The sequence below is a fragment of the Acinetobacter sp. G11 genome (assembly GCF_049808495.1).
Taxonomy (GTDB): domain Bacteria; phylum Pseudomonadota; class Gammaproteobacteria; order Pseudomonadales; family Moraxellaceae; genus Acinetobacter; species Acinetobacter kookii.
The window spans coordinates 37126-54686 of sequence record NZ_JBNCAT010000013.1 but is presented as its reverse complement, the minus strand read 5'-3'; the positions used below and the strand labels follow the sequence as shown (position 1 = coordinate 54686).

Genomic DNA, 17561 nt, shown 5'->3' with positions numbered 1-17561 from the left:
ATCGTTCTTCTAAGCAAGTGTGTTCACACATTCAACAAACTGGTGTCCACGTTCACTATAACCCTTAAACATATCAAAACTTGCACATGCAGGTGACAATAACACCACATCATGCGCTTGGGTATGTTGCTGGCATAATTCCACCGCTTCTTTTAAAGATTCGGCATGAAGCAATGTCGTGGTGCCTTGAATGGCTGCTTCAATAATTGGACGATCTTCACCAATTAAAACCGCGACTTTGGCATATTTGCTTAAAGACTCGCGTAATGCAGTGAAATCCTGACCTTTACCCTGCCCACCCAGAATGATCGCGACTTTACCCTGTTGCGGCTCAATCGCTGCACCTAAACCATCAATGGCCGCCAGTGTTGCGCCAATATTGGTCCCTTTGGAGTCATTATAATAACGGACGCCATGTACTTCTTTGACAAATTCACAGCGGTGTTCCAGGCCTTTAAAGGTTTTCAGCGTTTCCAGCATGCTGTCCAGCGGTAAACCAATGGCTTCACCCAAAGCCAGGCAAGCCAAGGCATTGGCTACGTTATGCGTCCCTTGAATGTACATGTCTGCACTTTTCAACAGGCGCTCACGGCCACGTGCCAGCCAGATCGTGCCATTATCTTCTTTCAAGATGCCGTACTGATTTAAATCCGGTGCATTCAGGCCAAAGCTCTGCATGGGTGTCGTATCGGGAACCAGTGGACGAGTAAGTGAATCATCACGGTTAAACACGACTTTTTTCACGCCCTGGAAAATACGATGTTTTGCAGTGTGATAACCAAACATATCGCCATGACGATCAAGATGATCTTCACTCATGTTGAGTACCACGGCCACTTCTGCATTCAAATTCGAGGTGGTTTCCAACTGGAAGCTGGACAATTCCAGAATATACAGTTCAGGATCGTCTTTGGTTAAATCCAGTGCCGGACGACCTAAATTACCGCCTACCGCCACTTTCTTGCCGGCATCTTTGGCCATTAGGCCAATCAGGGTCGTTACGGTACTTTTGGCATTTGAACCGGTAATCGCCACAATCGGTTTATCGGTGGCACGGCGCAAAATCTGAATTTCACTGACCACTGGAATGCCTTGGGCAATCGCCGCCTGAATTTCTGGAATCTTTGGATCAAGCCCCGGACTGATCACAATTTCTTCTGCTTGCATTAAGAGCTCTTGATCAAGCTGACCAAAACTGGTCTGAACATCGGCAGGAATCTGGTCATATCCGGGAGGTGTCTTTCGAGAATCTGTTGCTGCAACGCGGTAGCCATGTTCATGTAAGAAATTGACTGCTGCAACACCTGAAATTCCGAGTCCTGCAACAACTTTTAATCCACCACGCTGTATTAACATTTTTGCCCCATTTTATGGTCTGTTTCTAAAACTGACAAAATGTTAGCACTTTGCTGTTTTGAATGCTTTTTCTGTTTTGACTTTATCTCGGCTTTTTTGTGTCAGCGCGTAAAAAAACCGTCATAAAAATGACGGTTTTGCAAAATTCTTATTGAAGAGGGAAATATAACTTGAAAGTTATTTCCATTTTACTGCCTGGACTTCAGGTTTTTTCGGAACCTGTTCTTCATTTGCAGCACAGCCACAGCTCCCTCCGCAACCTGAAACCATCGCCGGCTTTAACCACTTCGCCAACGCTGTCCAGCCTTGCTTTGCACAGTACTGAGACAGTGCCGTGAAGACCGAGTTTGATGTTCGGGGAAAAACTTTCTTGAACACCACGACAGCACTCCAAAGGACCAAAGCAGCCACTATCAGAATTTCAATCATTTCAGTCTCCTTTCACAGCCTTAAATAAGCTTATCCAAAGTAATGTGAAGCAATTTGATAGGTCAGGAATGACATCAGATATGCCAGACCAAACAGGTAAAGAGTCATAAAAGACATGGTTTTCCACGACCCTGTTTCACGGCGTACCGTGGCCAGCGTCGCCAAACAATGCGGCGCATAGATAAACCAGACCAGCAGGGACAAACCGGTCGCCAATGACCAGCCCAGTTCACCTGTACTACCAATAATAGAGGCCAGACCCTGTGACATGGCATCCTCATCTACCGCAGAAAGTGCATATACGGTACCCAGTGCAGCCACCACCACTTCACGAGCCGCCATCGCCGGAATTAAAGCAATGCAGATTTGCCAGTTAAAGCCCAGTGGGGCAAAAATTGGCTGCATCAAATGTCCCAGCATCCCTGCAAAGGAATAGTCAATTGCCGGGGCAGTCGCACCTTCCGGAGCTTGCGGGAAGGTACACAGAAACCACAGTAAAATAGACAGGGCAAAGATGATGCCACCGACACGTTTCAGGAAGATCTTGGCGCGATCCAGCAAGCCAATCCAGACGCTTCTGATATCGGGGAAACGGTAGCTTGGCAATTCCATTAACAACATATGCTGTGATTTGTCTTTCTGGAAAAATTTCAGCACGGTTGCCACAACCAAGGCACTGACAATCCCGGCCATATATAGGCCAAACAGCACCAAACCTTGTAAATTGAATATGCCCCAGACCATTTTTTCCGGGATAAAAGCCGCAATCAGCAAGGCATACACCGGCAAACGGGCCGAACAGGTCATCAGCGGTGCCACAAAAATGGTGGTTAAACGGTCACGCGGATCACTGATGCTGCGGGTGGCCATAATGCCCGGCACCGCGCAGGCAAAGCTGGACAGTAATGGAATAAAAGCACGACCTGACAGACCGGCTTTAAACATCAGCTTATCCAGCAAAAATGCTGCACGTGGCAGGTAACCCGATTCTTCCAGCACCAAAATGAAAAAGAACAGGATTAAAATCTGCGGCAGAAACACCACCACACCACCGGCACCGGCAATGATTCCATCCACCACCAGACTATTTAGCAATGGATGTGCAATATGCTCACCCACGGTCTCTCCCAGCCATCCGAAGGCTGCTTCAATACCATCCATAAAGGGGGCTGCCCAGGCAAATACCGCCTGGAACACAACAAACATCATCAGGGCCAGACTGACCAGACCTAGAACAGGATGCAAAAATATTTTATCGAGGAAATCTGAACGTTTATCTTCCTGTTCTACCGAATGCACCACATCATGCAAAATGGTTTCAATCTTATGATGGCTGCTGCCGCTTAAACCGCTCAGTTCGGTATGTGGCGTTGAATATTTGCCTTGATCCAGCGCATTCATCAGGTTTTCAATGCCTGCATTACGGACGGCCACGGTTTCCACGACTGGAATGCCAAGACGCTCTGACAATTTCTGGGTATTAATTTGCATACCACGACGGCGCGCTTCGTCCATCATGTTCAATACCAGTAAAATCGGACGGCCCAGCTCAATCATTTCCAGAACCAGACCCAGATGCAGTTTCAGGTTAGTCGCATCGACCACACACAGGAATGCATCTTGCTGGCCTTCTTCTGCAATTTTGCCTTGTACCACATCGCGGGTAATCGCTTCGTCCGGACTGGTTGCATCCAGACTATAAGTCCCCGGCAAATCCAGCACACGTACAGCTCGCGCTGAAGGTAAAGTAAACTGACCCACTTTACGTTCAACCGTGACCCCGGCATAGTTGGCTACTTTTTGTCGTGTTCCGGTTAAATGGTTGAATAATGATGTTTTACCACAGTTAGGGTTACCTACAAGGGCAATACGTAGCGCATCACTCATGCAGTGATCCCCTCTTCAATTTCAATCTTTTCAGCTTCAACTTTGCGCAGTGCGAAACGGGTAAATCCCACCTGAATCAGGATAGGATCACCCCCAAAAATACCTTTGGTAATGACCTGAACTTTTGTTCCCGGTACAAAACCTAAAGTTTCTAAACGACTCGCCACCAGATCAGTCTGAGCTGTATCACCATCCAAAGTACGATTCACTTTGCGAATGATGGCCGTTTGTTTCACTTTCAAATCAGATAATCGCACCGCATCTAATCCTAAAATATTTGCTACAGTATACAAACAAATGAGAATAATTACCAAGTAAGGTTTATTCCAATTCTCATCTTGTGTGCCGCGTTCGACATTGCAAAAAAATTGGTCTACATTGATGCAGTCCAAGAAAAACTTGGATTTTTCATTCAATGTAGAAGTGACATGCTCAATAAAAAGCCGCGTATTCCTGCACCCGTCAACATTCCGGAACATTTAAGTTTTTTACAGGGCTTTCGGGATTACTTAATTGCCCAAACTGTCAGTCCGCATACTCGCAACGCTTATCTGTCTGATTTAATTCAATGTAGTGAGTGCAATACGGTTTCGATGCAGGACTGGAACAGTGATGATATCGCCGATGTGTTACTGAGCCTGACCAAACAGGGCAAAAGCCCGCGCTCGATTGCCCGCTCGCTGTCTGCACTGCGCTCCTTTTATAAATTTTTGCGTGAACAGAAATTACGCAGCGACAATCCGGTCGCGACCCATAAAACCCCTAAAATTGGTCGGGCCTTGCCTAAAGATTTATCTGAAGCCGATGTTGAAGCCCTGATTAACGCACCCGACATTAATACGGCACTGGGCTTACGTGACCGGGCGATGTTTGAAGTGCTGTATGCCTGCGGGCTGCGGGTATCTGAATTACTGAATTTAAGACTGGAACTGATTAATTTAAAACAGGGTTATTTGCGTATTGTAGGCAAAGGCAATAAGGAACGTCTGGTGCCTTTGGGACAGGTCGCTTGCGAATGGATTGAAAAGTATCTGCATGAAGCACGTGCCAGCCTTTATAAGTCCGCCACCGACTATGTGTTTTTAACCCAGCATGGCGGCATCATGAGCCGGCAAAATTTCTGGTACGCCATTAAGCGCTATGCACTGCAAGCCGGAATTCAGGCCGAACTTTCGCCGCATACCTTGCGTCATGCTTTTGCCACCCATTTGCTCAATCATGGTGCCGACTTGCGTGTGGTCCAGATGCTGCTTGGGCATAGTGATCTGTCCACCACGCAAATTTATACCCACGTGGCTCAGGTTCGCATGCAACAGTTACATGCCACTTATCACCCACGCGCTTAACGGCAGCAAATATCAGACCAAGAAATTTTATCGCAGGCATTTTTTTTTGTTATGCTTACTCACCTGTTTTTTATACCTACAAGAAAGGGTTGTTTATGTTATTTACCCGTTCAAAAATTTTTCTCGCATGTACACTTGCTGCAGGCTTGGGATTAACGGCCTGCTCCAATTCGAATAATGATGAAAAAAAACAAAGTACTTTAACCGCTAGTGCACCTGCAACCGGGGAAGCATCCAACCTTTCAGAACGCAATGCGCAGCAACGGCTGATCAATACACTGCAGCAGCACTTCAAGAAAGCCAATATCAATGCCAAAATTTTAAACATTAAGGCGACCGAGATTCCCAATCTGTATTGGGTCAACCTGGAAGGCATGTCCTCTGTGTATGCCACTGCCGATGGCAAATACATTATTCAGGGTGACGTGCTGCGTCTAGGCGACAGTAAAATTCACAATGTCAGTGAAAGCCTGCAATCCGAAGCCAATAAAAAGCTGCTGGCCAACTTAAAAGCCGAAGATTTGCTGATTTATAAAGCGCAAGGCAAAACCAGACATGTCGTGTATGTGTTTACCGATGTCAGCTGTCCGTATTGCCACAAACTGCATGAGCATATGGGCGAAATTAATGCCAAGGGCATCGAAGTACGCTATATCGCCTGGCCACGTGGCGAGCAGTTCATGCCAGCCATGGAAAGCGTGTGGTGTAGTGAAGACCGTCAGGCGGCTTTTGACCAGGCCATTGCCGGTGTACCGCTTGCTCCAGCGACCTGTAAGAATCCGGTCAGAGATCAATATCAGCTGGGGCTGAATATGGGCGTCAATGGCACTCCGGCCATTTATAATAGCGAGGGTGTTTACCTGGGTGGATATCTATCGCCTGAAGAATTGGTAGAGCGTTTAAATAACTAATTTTTATCAGTTCGTTTACTAAATTTAATAGGTAGAGATAAAGTGATTTCTGCCCTAGAGTCTGGCCGTTTTTTTAGCTATGATCTAGATTCGCTTAAAGTTGAATACATATTTGGAGTGTGACGTGAAACCAGTTCGTCTGGCAATCCTCGGTCTAGGTACTGTGGGTGGTGGTGCCCTTAAACTACTAAAAGAAAATGCTGCTGAGATTAAACGTCGCACCGGTCGTGAAATTGAGATTACCCATGTCGGTACTCGTCGCCCTCGTCCTGATCTGGATTTGCCTGCTTCAGCGAAACAAAGTGCTGATCTGCTCGATATCGTTCGTCAACCGGATGTCGATGTTGTGGTAGAAGTCATGGGCGGCATTCACCCTGCTTATGAAGTCATCATGGAAGCGATGAAACACGGCAAGCACATTGTGACGGCCAACAAGGCCCTGCTTGCTGAACATGGCAATGAGCTGTTTAAAGCAGCCGAAGACCATGCCGTGCAAATTGCCTATGAAGCAGCCGTTGCCGGCGGTATTCCAATTATTAAAGTGATTCGTGAAGGCTTGGCGGCCAACAAGATTGACTGGCTGGCTGGCATCATTAACGGTACAGGCAACTTCATTTTAAGTGAAATGCGTGAAAAAGGCCGTGCTTTTGCAGACGTGCTGAAAGAAGCACAGGAACTGGGTTATGCTGAAGCCGATCCAACCTTTGACGTTGAAGGCATTGATGCCGCACATAAACTGACCATTCTGGCTTCATGTGCCTTTGGTATTCCGCTACAGTTCGACAAGGTCTTCACTGAAGGCATCAGCAAAGTGACTGCTCAAGATGTAAAATACGCAGAAGACTTGGGCTTCCGTATCAAACATTTGGGTATTGCACGACGCACCGATACCGGGATTGAATTACGTGTCCACCCGACCCTGATTCCGGAAGATCAATTGATTGCGAACGTTAATGGCGTGAAAAATGCTGTGCTGGTTCAAGCCAATGCAGTCGGTCCAACACTGTATTACGGTGCTGGTGCAGGTGCAGGACCAACAGCTTCTGCTGTGGTCGCTGATGTGGTCGATATTGTCCGTGACATCATCTATACAGAAGATGGTGCAGGCACCATTCCACAGCTTGCGTTTGAAGCCCTGACCGATTTACCCATTCTGCCACGTGAAGAAATGACCACAGGCTATTACATCCGCATTAATGCCGAAGATCAAACCGGCGTTCTGGCCGATGTCACCACCATTTTAAGCCGTGCCGGTATTAGCATTGACGCGATCATGCAGCAGCCGCGCTTAAAAGACCTTATTCCTATCGTGATTCTGACTGATCCAGTCAAGGAATCAAAAATGGATGAAGCCCTTCAGCAAATTCAAGCATTGCCCGTCATTCATGGCGAAATTGTACGAATTCGTTTAGAATCGCTTGATAATTAATCGGGTCGAGGGGAGTATTTCAACTCCTCTCGCCAAGCTCTACACACAATTGGAACATCATCATGTCTAATGCCAATCGTTATACTGGTTTAGTTGACCGCTATCGCGACCGTTTACCAGTGTCTGCAACAACTCGCGCAATCTCTTTAGGCGAAGGCAACACGCCACTGATCAAGCTTGAGAATATTCCTCGCATTATTGGCAAAAATGTTGAAATTTATGTGAAGTACGAGGGCTTAAACCCGACTGGTTCATTTAAAGACCGTGGTATGACCATGGCGGTAACGAAAGCGGTTGAAGAAGGCTCTAAAGCCATTATCTGTGCGTCTACGGGTAACACTTCTGCGGCTGCAGCTGCTTATGCTGCACGTGCCGGCATCAAAGCGTTCGTACTTATTCCTGAAGGCAAAATTGCCATGGGTAAAATGGCACAAGCGATGATGTACGGTGCAGTCACCATGCAAATCCGCGGTAACTTTGATGACGGTATGCGTCTGGTAAAAGAAGTTGCTGACCAAGCGCCTGTGACGATTGTAAACTCAATCAACCCTTACCGTTTGCAAGGTCAAAAAACCATTGCTTATGAAATCGTGGATGAGTTAGGCCGTGCGCCTGATTATCACTGCTTGCCTGTGGGTAACGCAGGTAACATCACTGCACACTGGATGGGTTATACCGAAGCGGTTGCCAACCAGCCTAAAGAGCAGTTTGAGCAAGTGGTTTATGATGCTGAAACTGATCAGTTCACCGGTCCTAAACCTGAAGGCTTGCCAACCATGGTCGGTTACCAGGCATCTGGCGCTGCGCCGTTCCTGCGTGGTGCACCGGTTGAAAACCCTGAAACAGTTGCAACTGCTATTCGTATTGGTAACCCGCAAAGCTGGAACCATGCCAAAGCAGTGGTACGTGATTCAAATGGCTGGTTCGATGAACTTCAAGATGCTGAAATCCTGGAAGCACAGCGCCTACTTTCGATGTACGAAGGTGTCTTCGTAGAACCTGCTTCTGCAGCGTCTATCGGTGGTGCAATTCGTGACATTAAAGCAGGTAAAATTGCTGAAGGTTCTGTCATTGTATGTACAGTAACTGGTAATGGCCTGAAAGACCCTGACACTGCCATCAAACAGTGCCAAGATGCTGTGATGCTGTCAATTGATGCCACCATGGATCAAGTCAAAGACTCTATTCTTTCTAATATGTAATGCATATTTAGACAGAATAAAAAACCCTGCAATTGCAGGGTTTTTTATTTGGAAGCATTCAAACGTTGAGTAAATTTGACTACTTCCCCAAATTCAGCCTTAAATACGCTTGGGTAACTGGCTAACCCAGGTCATTAAACGGGTTGCATCATTGGTACGTGCCGCAGAAGAATCTGCTCCAAGAAGCACCACCACCGCTGGACGGTTATTTAAAGTGGTATGCATTGCGACGCAACGTCCAGCTTCATTGATATAACCGGTTTTGGAAATATTGATATTCCAGCCACCATTACGCACTAAAGCATTGGTATTGTTAGACTTTAATACACGGTAACCGAGGTTAAAGTCATAGCTTGGAGTGGTCGAGAACTGGCGGATTAAACCGTATTGCGATGCCGTATTGACCAAAATACCGAGGTCACGCGCTGAAGATACATTACCTGGATGTAGACCAGTTGACTCTATATAATGAGTGGAATGCATACCTAAGGCTTTAGCTTTAGCATTCATTGCAGAAATAAAAGCTGCACGGCCACCCGGGAAAGTACGTGCCAATGCAGAAGCCGCCGGATTTTCAGACTTCATCAACGCAAATAACAGCGCCTCGGCACGATTCATGCTGTCACCAGCACGCAGCGTCGAGCTTGAACTCTTGCAACCTGAACAGGAAAAGTCCGCCTGCTGTAAAGTAATTTTCTCGGACATGTTTAAACGGGCATCTGCAATCACAACAGCAGTCATGAGCTTGGTCAGGGAAGCAATCGGAAAGGCAGTATTACTGTTTTTACTGTATAAAACCTCGCCTGTCTGGCCATCCATCACCAAAGCAGCACGGGCATTTATAGCAGGCTGATTGCCATAATTGGAATTGTTTAAAACCTGTACCGTTTTAGGTGCAGAATGAGTGACCACAGCATTGGAACTGCGGACAGAAGTCGTGACTTTTGTTGAACCTTGCGGAGAGACTTCTTCAGCCGAAGCATCACCGTTTAATAATTGACTCACATCTTCAGAGGACCAGTTCAACGTCGCTTGTCCCGTCCCTTTAGAAGTGTCCATCACCAGCTCTGCAAAACTGGTTGAACTCATGCTTAGCAGCATTGACATGCCTAGCACATGCATTAAAGACTTTTTCGAATTTTTCACGGTGATTTACTCAACTCAAGGAGGCAATATACGTTTGTATATTTTCTCAAAAATGCTTACATTTAGACACAAAGACCAACACTTTTAGTTGCTCACAACATTGTGTATAACATTTAATTGAAACATATAGAATAGGATTGCTAATTTTGTCATTTCATTGCAAGCTTATTTTGCTTTATGTAACAAAAAAATGCTTTTTTTGGATATGAGGGAGAACTCGGTGATCACAGTTTTAGTGGTAGATGACCATGAATTGGTACGTACTGGAATTTGCCGTATGCTCGAAGATCATGCGGATGTTCAAGTGATTGGTCAGGCTGAATCTGGTGAAGAAGCGATTAACTTGGTTCGTCATCATCATCCTAATGTGGTTTTGCTTGATGTCAACATGCCGGGCATTGGCGGGGTGGAAACGACCCGACGCCTATTGCAAACAGCACCTGAAACCAAAGTACTGGCCGTCAGTGGCCTGGCGGAAGAACCCTATCCTTCATTATTACTGAAAGCCGGGGCTAAAGGCTATATCACCAAAGGGGCGCCAGTCTCCGAAATGGTTCGCGCCATCAACAAGGTCATGCAGGGTGGAAAATATTTCAGCGCCGACATTGCTGAACAACTGGCCAGCTCCTATCTGTCCGATACCCAGCAGTCTCCTTTCGATGCCTTGTCGGAACGTGAAATGCAAGTCGCGATGATGGTGGTGAATTGTATTAGTGCCCAGGAAATTGCCGATAAACTTTTTGTCAGTGTCAAAACGGTAAACACTTACCGTTACCGCATCTTCGAAAAGCTGAATCTGGATAGTGATGTCAAATTGACGCATCTGGCTATCCGCTATGGACTAATTAAACCTTGATGCCCTTGGGCTTGCTAGAAGACCTGCATGACGCAACCGACCCAGACCTTTGAGTTTAACCAATATCATTTAGGCATTTGGTATAGTACTTATAGACTCATTATTGCGACCAGTCTTCTGCTGATTTTTTTGTTAACTTATCAGCGTTTAAATACCGATTATCACTATCCGCAGCTTTATCTTTACGCCCTGATAGGTTATGTATCAATCAGCTGTATCCAGTTAATCACGCTAAAAAGCATAAGTTTAAAAATTACTCAGCAACTCCCCCTGTTATTTGTTGTCGATGTTATTGCTTTAAGCTTGCTCACCTTGGCGGTAGATGGCCCGAACCTGCAATTGAGTTTGCTGTTTGTGATTACTATCTTCGCCGCCTCGTTATTACTTAATGCCCAAAAGGCGCTGATCATTACCTTGATTGCCGTGATCAGCGTGATTTATCAGCTTTTTATAGGCAGTATTTTTGATTTTTCTTCACTGAATAATATTGGCAATAGTGCGGTATTGGCCTTTCTGTTTTTAGTGGTGTATGGCAGTGGTCAAATTGCGGTAAAACGCTTTCAAATCCTTGAAAATTTAAATTTTTCGCAGTCTTTAGAATTAAACCGACTGCAAAACCTGAATCGCTATATTCTGGAACAGATCGAACTCGGTTACCTGGTTTTAGATGAAAACTGTCATATTGTGCTGAGCAATCCTGCTGCCTGCCTGCTTTTAGGCATTCCTCCACTGTATGCCTATGACAAATATCCCTTATATAAGGCACAGCCGGATTTATTTGAATTGCTTAAATTTGATCAACTGCAAGACGGAGAAAAATTTCAGTTTGAATCGCAGCTCAGCCATTATCATATGCATATTGAAGTGCAAAAGCTCATGGTGCCACAACAAACCCTGACGCTACTGGTATTGCAGGATGCCACCAAGCTCAATCAACGTGTCCAACAATTAAAACTTGCGGCACTCGGACAATTGTCCGCCAGTATTGCCCATGAAATTCGCAATCCTTTAGCCGCCATTGTTCAGGCCAATGAACTTTTGATTGATAGCGACTCGCATCAACAGGCAACCTTAAGCCGGATGATTTCGAAACAGACACAGCGGATTGACCGGATTATACAAGACACCCTGAATATGGTGCGCAATAAAGAAACCCATCCCTCAACCATTGAGCTGAAACAGTTTATTCCCTTACTCATTCAGGAAGATTTGGCTGATATTGCGACCCAAATTAAATATACTGTTCACAGTAATATTTTTGTTCATTTTGACGAGGCACAACTTCGTCAAGTGCTAATTAACCTGATTCGCAATGCCATTCGACACAATTCCCCAGAACATTCACATATCGAATTGAATGTTAACTTACATGAAGCCAATGTGCGCATTGATGTTCGTGATTTTGGGGCGGGTGTTGCTTCCAAGGACTTGGCTAATTTGTTTAAACCTTTTTTTAGTACCGAAATCACGGGAACTGGTTTAGGATTATACTTATCACATAGTTTTTGCGAAGCCAACCAGGCAAAACTTAACTATGTAAAACAAGAACAGGGAGCATGCTTTCGAATAGAATGCCTGCGAGTCGCTTTATAAATGAAAATTGCTGGGGTGTATTGTGGAACAACAACCACTTGTTTTATTGGTGGATGATGAGGAAGACTTGTGTACCCTCATGCAAATGTCTTTATCCCGGATCGGGATTAAAACCCATATCGCCTATCGTCTTGAACAGGCCAAAAAATTCTTGTCTGAATACCGCTATGATGCCTGTTTAACCGACTTAAATTTGCCGGACGGCAATGGCCTGCAACTGGTGGAATGGATTAACCAACATTATCCATCCATACCGGTGGCGGTACTGACTGCATATGGCAATATGGAAATTGCCATCGCAGCACTTAAAGCGGGTGCCTTCGATTTTGTCAGCAAACCCGTGAATCAGAAGCATCTGGAACAGCTCCTGCAAAAGGCCTTCAACAAACCACAAGAACTGTTACAGATAAAGGAAGATAGTCTGGAGCAAAAATTTCTGGTCGGACAATCCCTGCCGATTCAACAGTTACGGGTGACCTTAAATAAAATTGCCCGCTCTCAGGCACCCGTCTTTATTACCGGTGAATCCGGAACGGGAAAAGAAGTCATTGCCAATCTGGTGCATCGCCTCAGTAACCGCAATGAAGGCCCTTTTATTGCCATTAACTGCGGGGCCATCCCGACTGAATTAATGGAAAGCGAACTGTTTGGGCATAAAAAAGGCAGCTTTACTGGCGCCACTCAGGACAAACAGGGTCTGATTCAATCTGCCCACGGCGGCAGTTTGTTTCTGGATGAAATTGCTGAACTGCCTTTAAGTATGCAGGTTAAACTGCTGCGTGCCGTACAGGAAAAACGGATTCGTCCAGTCGGTTCAGACTGTGAAATTGATGTCGATTTCCGCGTGATTAGTGCCAGCCATCAGGATCTGGAAGCCCTGGTTCAGCAAGGCCGCTTTAGACAGGACTTGTTCTTCCGTATCCATGTCATGGATCTAGTACTGCCTCCACTGCGTGAACGCGGTGACGATATTATTTTATTGGCCCATCACTTTATTCAGAAAATTTCTCAGGAATGGGCTATTCCGCAAAAACAGCTGACTGATCGTGCGAAAAACTTTTTACTGAGTCAATATTATCCCGGCAATGTGCGTGAACTGCGCAACATCATTGAACGCGCGATTACCTTAAGTGATGATGAAATCATCGACTTGCAACACTTGCAAAGCGCACCTTTACGCTATCCTACTGCGGCAGCGCCAGAGGTAACGGAAGACCAGCACAGCTTGCGCAGTGACATCCTGATGTCTTCCAAGAAATTGCCTGATGAAGGTCTGGAGCTTTATCTGGAAAATATTGAAAAAGATATTTTACTCAATGCACTGAATTTAACCCATTGGAACAGGACCCTAGCGGCCAAGAAACTGGGCATGTCTTTCCGTTCCTTGCGTTATCGTCTGAAGAAATTTGGTTTAGATACCGACGAGGACTAGGCTATTTTTTAAGGATTAGGCCGTTTTATTTATGGCTTAAAATGATCTCTGCAACATGTTCCAGATAGTTTTCTTCTTTCATGTCATGTTGCAGCAGATAGGGTTGATTGGGCTGAATCCCCACCCCTTCAATCATTTGCCCTTTAGGGGTGTAGTAATGCGATACCGTCATCTGTAAAGCCGCGCCATTGGAAAGGGGAAACAGTTTTTGCACTACGCCCTTTCCATAGCTTTTATCACCCACCACCCAGGCACGCCCATGATCTTTCATCGCTGCAGTAAACACTTCAGCAGCAGAAGCAGAACGGTTATTGATTAAAATACCCAACTTTAAATTCTGAAATTCAAAACTGGGCAAGGCCTGAAACTGCTGGTCGCCTTCAGAACGGCTTTTGGTCGAAACGATGATGCCCTGATTCAAAAACAGATCGGCCGATTCAACCGCAGCAGACAACAATCCGCCCGGGTTATTTCTTAAATCCAGCAATACTGCTTTCAAGCGTGAAGAAGAATGCTCTTCAATCAGGCGTTTGATTTCATTGGCTGTATCTTGCTGAAACACCTTGACTTTGATCACCAGCACCTGATTATGCAGCAGGGTTGCCTGAATATCGGTTTCTATTTTTTTATTACGGACTAAAATCAGCGGCTTACTACTTGGTGCCAGCTGTAAACTTAAGGTAGAGCCAATCGAACCATTTAGCAAGCTGCTCACCTGATCATGATTGAATTTTTTCAGTTCCTGATCATCAATTTTAAAAACACTGCCCCCATTGCGCAAACCTTGCTTGGCTGAATCCGCATTTTCCTTTAACCCTCGAATGACCCATTGATGCAACTGTGGATCATAAGCCAATTCAAAATCGACAGAGGCGATATCACCTTCGGTATATTGTAACAGCTGCTTATAATCTTCTGGACTTAAGTAACGGGAATAACGATCCAGGCCACTGACCAGACCTTTAATGGCCTGTTGAAACAAGGCTTCGTCATTTTTGGCATCGACATAATTTTCTTTGACAATGCTGTAAATCTGCACGAACTGCTGAATTGATTCCACCGGAACTTCAGCATAATTCTGTTCCACTTCATCATCAAAATCTAGAACTGGCTGAACCCTGCCTTTTACCGCGGCAAGGGCGGAATGGCTCACACACATGAATAACGTTGTTAAAATGACAACCTTGTTCCAGCGCTGTAAAGCCATCCGTTCACCTGTTTATACGAAAATTTTTATGATTTTAAAGTAATCAAATTACGACCTTGCATTTCTGCAGGTACAGGAATTTGCATGAGATTCAACAAGGTTGGTGCCACATCTGCAAGCACACCTCCTTCAGCAATCGTAGCAGAAGTCGGGCCTGCATAAATAAACGGAACCAGTTCAGTGGTATGTTGGGTATGTACCTGACCGCTCTGGTAGTCCTGCATTTGCTCTACATTACCATGATCGGCAGTAATCAGCATATGGCCTTTTTGTGCCATCACCGCTTCATAGACACGTCCCAGGCAAGTATCCACCGCTTCCACTGCTTTCACTGCGGCATCAAATACACCGGTATGCCCGACCATATCACCATTGGCATAGTTCACCACCAAAAGGTCATATTCACCTGAATTAATCGCAGCAACCAGTTCATCAGTCACCTCATAAGCACTCATTTCCGGTTTCAGGTCATAAGTCGCCACGCTTGGAGATGGAATCAGAATGCGCTTTTCACCCGGGTATTCATCTTCACGACCACCACTAAAGAAGAAGGTCACGTGGGCATATTTTTCTGTTTCCGCAATACGCAGCTGGGTTTTACCCAGACTTGATAGATACTCGCCAATCGAGTTTTTCAGCGCTTCCGGCATGTAGGCAACCGGCGCATCAATGGTCGCCTGGTAACGGGTCAGCATCACAAATTTAGACAGGCTTGGAATCACTTTACGCTCAAAACCGGCAAAGTCTTTTTCTACAAAGGCTTTGGTAATTTCACGCGCACGGTCGGCACGGAAATTCATGAACACTACACTGTCGCCATCCTGAATTTTCGCCACATCACCAATACGGGTCGCTTTGACAAATTCATCGGACTCATTTGCTGCATACGCCTGTTCCAGACCTTCAACAGCTGTTGCAGCAGTACGTACGGCTTCCCCTTCAGTCAGCAGACGGTAGGCTTGTTCTACACGATCCCAACGGTTGTCACGGTCCATGGCAAAATAACGGCCGATCAGGGTCGCAATACGACCTTGACCCGGATATTGGGCAAATAACGCATCTAATTTTTCAAGGGATGGCTGTGCACTCTTAGGCGGTGTATCGCGACCATCCAGAAAAGCATGCAGATAAACTTTTGCACCGCGTTTCAGTGCCAGTTCAGCCATGGCCACAATATGGTCTTCATGCGAATGCACGCCACCTTGCGACAGCAAGCCCATAATATGTACTGCACCATTTGCAGCTTTGGCTTTTTCAACGGCATCGACCAACACTTCATGCTCAAAAAAAGCACCGGTACGGATATCTTTGGTAATACGCGTGAAATCCTGATACAGCACACGGCCTGCACCCAGGTTCATATGCCCGACTTCAGAGTTGCCCATCTGACCGTCAGGCAGGCCGACATCTTCACCTGAACCTGAAATCAAACCATGCGGATGCTTTTGTTGCATAGCAGTTAAATTAGGTCGTTTTGCTGCCAGGAAAGCATTGTCTTCGACCGCTTCGCGATGCCCCACACCATCCATGATTACCAATACGTGAGGGATTTTGCCAGCAGTTGCATCCGTCATAATGAACACTCTTTTGTTTACAATTTCATCGTCATATCTTACCGAATTTTCGGTCAAGACTCTATGTGCAGATCATGACTAAAGCTGATCATGCACATTGTTTTTATCACTCTCGGGTCTGTTAACGTGCGCGTCGCAGTAAATAACCGCCGACCAGCATCATCAGCACAATCGGTACAAACACAAACCAGGCCGGCGAAGGTGAATAGACCAGACTTGCATAGCCCATAAAGTCTTGCAGGTAGAAGAATCCCAGACCGATAAACAAGGCAATGACCAGACGGAAACCCATCGACTGTTGGCGTAGAGGACCAAAAATAAAGGAACAGGCAATCAGTACCAAGGCAATCAGAGCAAAAGGCGAAGTGACTTTTTGCCAGAATGCCAGCTGATAGGTTTTCGGCACCTGGCTATATTCATGCATATAGCTCATGAAACTCACCAGCTGACTTGGAGATAAATCTTCCGGGTCAATGGTGACCATATGCACATATTTCGGTTGCAGGGCTAAAGCCAGCGGTAGCTGTGCGGTCTGTGCCAGAGTAGAATTTCCTTGTGGCAGAATATCCATCTGGGTTGCCTGCTGCAGCTTCCAGTCACCATCTTTAATGAACTGGCCCTGTTCTGCATTCAGCACACCTTTCAGATAATAATTGTCATCAAAGTCGACCACCTGAACATGCTGAAGCTGGCCTTCTGCATTGGCATAATCAATGTAAATAAAACGCTGACCTTCACGGGTCCAGTAGCCCCTCACCTCACCCAATGCACTGGCGCTACGGTGATCCTTGACACTTTTAGCCTGTTCATTGGTATACGGAATCACCCATTCACTTAAGACAAAGGATAACACCACCAGAATCAGCGCCGAACGGATGACCCAACCCACAATACGCCACAGGCTGATTCCCACCGAGCGCATCACCACCAGCTCACTATTGGAAGCCAGGGTGCCTAAACCCAGCACCGCACCAATCAGGGCAGAAATAGGTAAAATTTCATAAAGATAACGCGGTGCACCCCATAACACATAGAGCAATGCCTGCCAGGCCCCATAGTTTTCGTTCAGTGAACCCAATTCACCCAAATAGGTAAACAGCACCTGTAAAACAGAGAGTACCGCGGTTGCACCCAGCATGGCGAGTGCCGTGGTTTTGGTCACATGTTTGGCGACTATTCGACGTGCTAACATT

General features: G+C 45.9%; 15 protein-coding genes. 7 read left to right on the top strand and 8 right to left on the bottom strand.

Annotated elements, in window-relative coordinates; all coding sequences use genetic code 11:
- Window positions 1-9 precede the first annotated feature (9 nt).
- The 4 genes from murD to ACPUEY_RS07035 form a co-directional block, all read right to left on the bottom strand.
- Entirely contained in the window at window positions 10-1356 is a 1347-nt protein-coding gene (gene murD, locus ACPUEY_RS07050) for a UDP-N-acetylmuramoyl-L-alanine--D-glutamate ligase (protein WP_131272978.1), read from the bottom strand.
- Window positions 1357-1533: 177 nt separating this feature from the next.
- Window positions 1534-1785 carry a DUF6587 family protein gene (locus ACPUEY_RS07045; protein ID WP_131272979.1) on the bottom strand — a complete coding sequence of 84 codons (252 nt, stop codon included), beginning with the start codon at window positions 1783-1785 and terminating at the stop codon, window positions 1534-1536.
- Window positions 1786-1815: 30 nt separating this feature from the next.
- Window positions 1816-3672 (bottom strand): ferrous iron transporter B, encoded by a 1857-nt coding sequence (gene feoB, locus ACPUEY_RS07040; protein ID WP_425121641.1) that lies wholly within the window; start codon window positions 3670-3672, stop codon window positions 1816-1818.
- A complete protein-coding gene (locus ACPUEY_RS07035) occupies window positions 3669-3929 on the bottom strand; it encodes a FeoA family protein (RefSeq protein ID WP_395549615.1) in 261 nt (86 codons plus the stop codon). The genes feoB and ACPUEY_RS07035 overlap by 4 nt, the downstream gene beginning before the upstream one ends.
- Before the next feature lie 171 nt (window positions 3930-4100).
- Here ACPUEY_RS07035 and xerD point away from each other — a divergent pair, with 171 nt between their 5' ends.
- The 4 genes from xerD (at window position 4101) to thrC (ending at window position 8560) form a co-directional block, all read left to right on the top strand.
- Complete coding sequence (gene xerD, locus ACPUEY_RS07030; RefSeq protein ID WP_425121640.1) at window positions 4101-5018, top strand: site-specific tyrosine recombinase XerD; 918 nt, start codon at window positions 4101-4103, stop codon at window positions 5016-5018.
- A 95-nt stretch (window positions 5019-5113) separates the two neighbouring features.
- Window positions 5114-5929, top strand: coding sequence for a DsbC family protein (locus ACPUEY_RS07025; protein WP_425121639.1), 816 nt, complete (start codon window positions 5114-5116; stop codon window positions 5927-5929).
- Window positions 5930-6053: 124 nt separating this feature from the next.
- Window positions 6054-7358, top strand: a complete 1305-nt coding sequence (locus ACPUEY_RS07020; protein ID WP_092819202.1) for a homoserine dehydrogenase — start codon at window positions 6054-6056, stop codon at window positions 7356-7358.
- Window positions 7359-7420: 62 nt separating this feature from the next.
- A complete protein-coding gene (gene thrC / locus ACPUEY_RS07015; RefSeq protein ID WP_131272982.1) occupies window positions 7421-8560 on the top strand; it encodes a threonine synthase in 1140 nt (379 codons plus the stop codon).
- Between the two features lie 99 nt (window positions 8561-8659).
- Here thrC and ACPUEY_RS07010 read toward each other — a convergent pair whose 3' ends face one another.
- A complete protein-coding gene (locus ACPUEY_RS07010; protein ID WP_425121638.1) occupies window positions 8660-9706 on the bottom strand; it encodes a serine hydrolase in 1047 nt (348 codons plus the stop codon).
- A 220-nt stretch (window positions 9707-9926) separates the two neighbouring features.
- On the opposite strand from ACPUEY_RS07010, the gene gacA reads away from it, so the two are divergent.
- The 3 genes from gacA to ACPUEY_RS06995 are packed head-to-tail and all read left to right on the top strand — an operon-like array spanning window position 9927 to window position 13587.
- Window positions 9927-10562 carry a response regulator transcription factor GacA gene (gene gacA, locus ACPUEY_RS07005; protein WP_092819249.1) on the top strand — a complete coding sequence of 212 codons (636 nt, stop codon included), beginning with the start codon at window positions 9927-9929 and terminating at the stop codon, window positions 10560-10562.
- Between the two features lie 27 nt (window positions 10563-10589).
- Window positions 10590-12155 carry a sensor histidine kinase gene (locus ACPUEY_RS07000; RefSeq protein WP_425121637.1) on the top strand — a complete coding sequence of 522 codons (1566 nt, stop codon included), beginning with the start codon at window positions 10590-10592 and terminating at the stop codon, window positions 12153-12155.
- 19 nt (window positions 12156-12174) lie between these two features.
- Window positions 12175-13587, top strand: coding sequence for a sigma-54-dependent transcriptional regulator (locus tag ACPUEY_RS06995; RefSeq protein ID WP_425121646.1), 1413 nt, complete (start codon window positions 12175-12177; stop codon window positions 13585-13587).
- A 25-nt stretch (window positions 13588-13612) separates the two neighbouring features.
- On the opposite strand, the gene ACPUEY_RS06990 is transcribed toward ACPUEY_RS06995, so the two are convergent.
- From ACPUEY_RS06990 to lptG, 3 genes are all read right to left on the bottom strand, one after another.
- Window positions 13613-14794, bottom strand: a complete 1182-nt coding sequence (locus tag ACPUEY_RS06990) for a S41 family peptidase (RefSeq protein WP_425121636.1) — start codon at window positions 14792-14794, stop codon at window positions 13613-13615.
- 26 nt (window positions 14795-14820) lie between these two features.
- A complete protein-coding gene (gene gpmI, locus ACPUEY_RS06985; protein ID WP_425121635.1) occupies window positions 14821-16368 on the bottom strand; it encodes a 2,3-bisphosphoglycerate-independent phosphoglycerate mutase in 1548 nt (515 codons plus the stop codon).
- A gap of 121 nt (window positions 16369-16489) precedes the next feature.
- The gene (lptG, locus tag ACPUEY_RS06980; protein ID WP_425121634.1) at window positions 16490-17560 is read right to left on the bottom strand and encodes an LPS export ABC transporter permease LptG; all 1071 of its coding nucleotides are present in this window, start codon (window positions 17558-17560) and stop codon (window positions 16490-16492) included.
- Window position 17561 lies beyond the last annotated feature (1 nt).

Excerpts from the sequence above, each read along its gene's own strand:
- thrC (WP_131272982.1), top strand. The coding sequence starts at position 7,421 with ATGTCTAATGCCAATCGTTATACTGGTTTAGTTGACCGCTATCGCGAC.
- gpmI (WP_425121635.1), bottom strand. The coding sequence starts at position 16,368 with ATGACGGATGCAACTGCTGGCAAAATCCCTCACGTATTGGTAATCATG.
- ACPUEY_RS07000 (WP_425121637.1), top strand. The coding sequence starts at position 10,590 with ATGACGCAACCGACCCAGACCTTTGAGTTTAACCAATATCATTTAGGC.
- ACPUEY_RS07025 (WP_425121639.1), top strand. The coding sequence starts at position 5,114 with ATGTTATTTACCCGTTCAAAAATTTTTCTCGCATGTACACTTGCTGCA.
- feoB (WP_425121641.1), bottom strand. The coding sequence starts at position 3,672 with ATGAGTGATGCGCTACGTATTGCCCTTGTAGGTAACCCTAACTGTGGT.
- lptG (WP_425121634.1), bottom strand. The coding sequence starts at position 17,560 with ATGTTAGCACGTCGAATAGTCGCCAAACATGTGACCAAAACCACGGCA.
- murD (WP_131272978.1), bottom strand. The coding sequence starts at position 1,356 with ATGTTAATACAGCGTGGTGGATTAAAAGTTGTTGCAGGACTCGGAATT.
- ACPUEY_RS06990 (WP_425121636.1), bottom strand. The coding sequence starts at position 14,794 with ATGGCTTTACAGCGCTGGAACAAGGTTGTCATTTTAACAACGTTATTC.
- ACPUEY_RS07045 (WP_131272979.1), bottom strand. The coding sequence starts at position 1,785 with ATGATTGAAATTCTGATAGTGGCTGCTTTGGTCCTTTGGAGTGCTGTC.
- xerD (WP_425121640.1), top strand. The coding sequence starts at position 4,101 with ATGCTCAATAAAAAGCCGCGTATTCCTGCACCCGTCAACATTCCGGAA.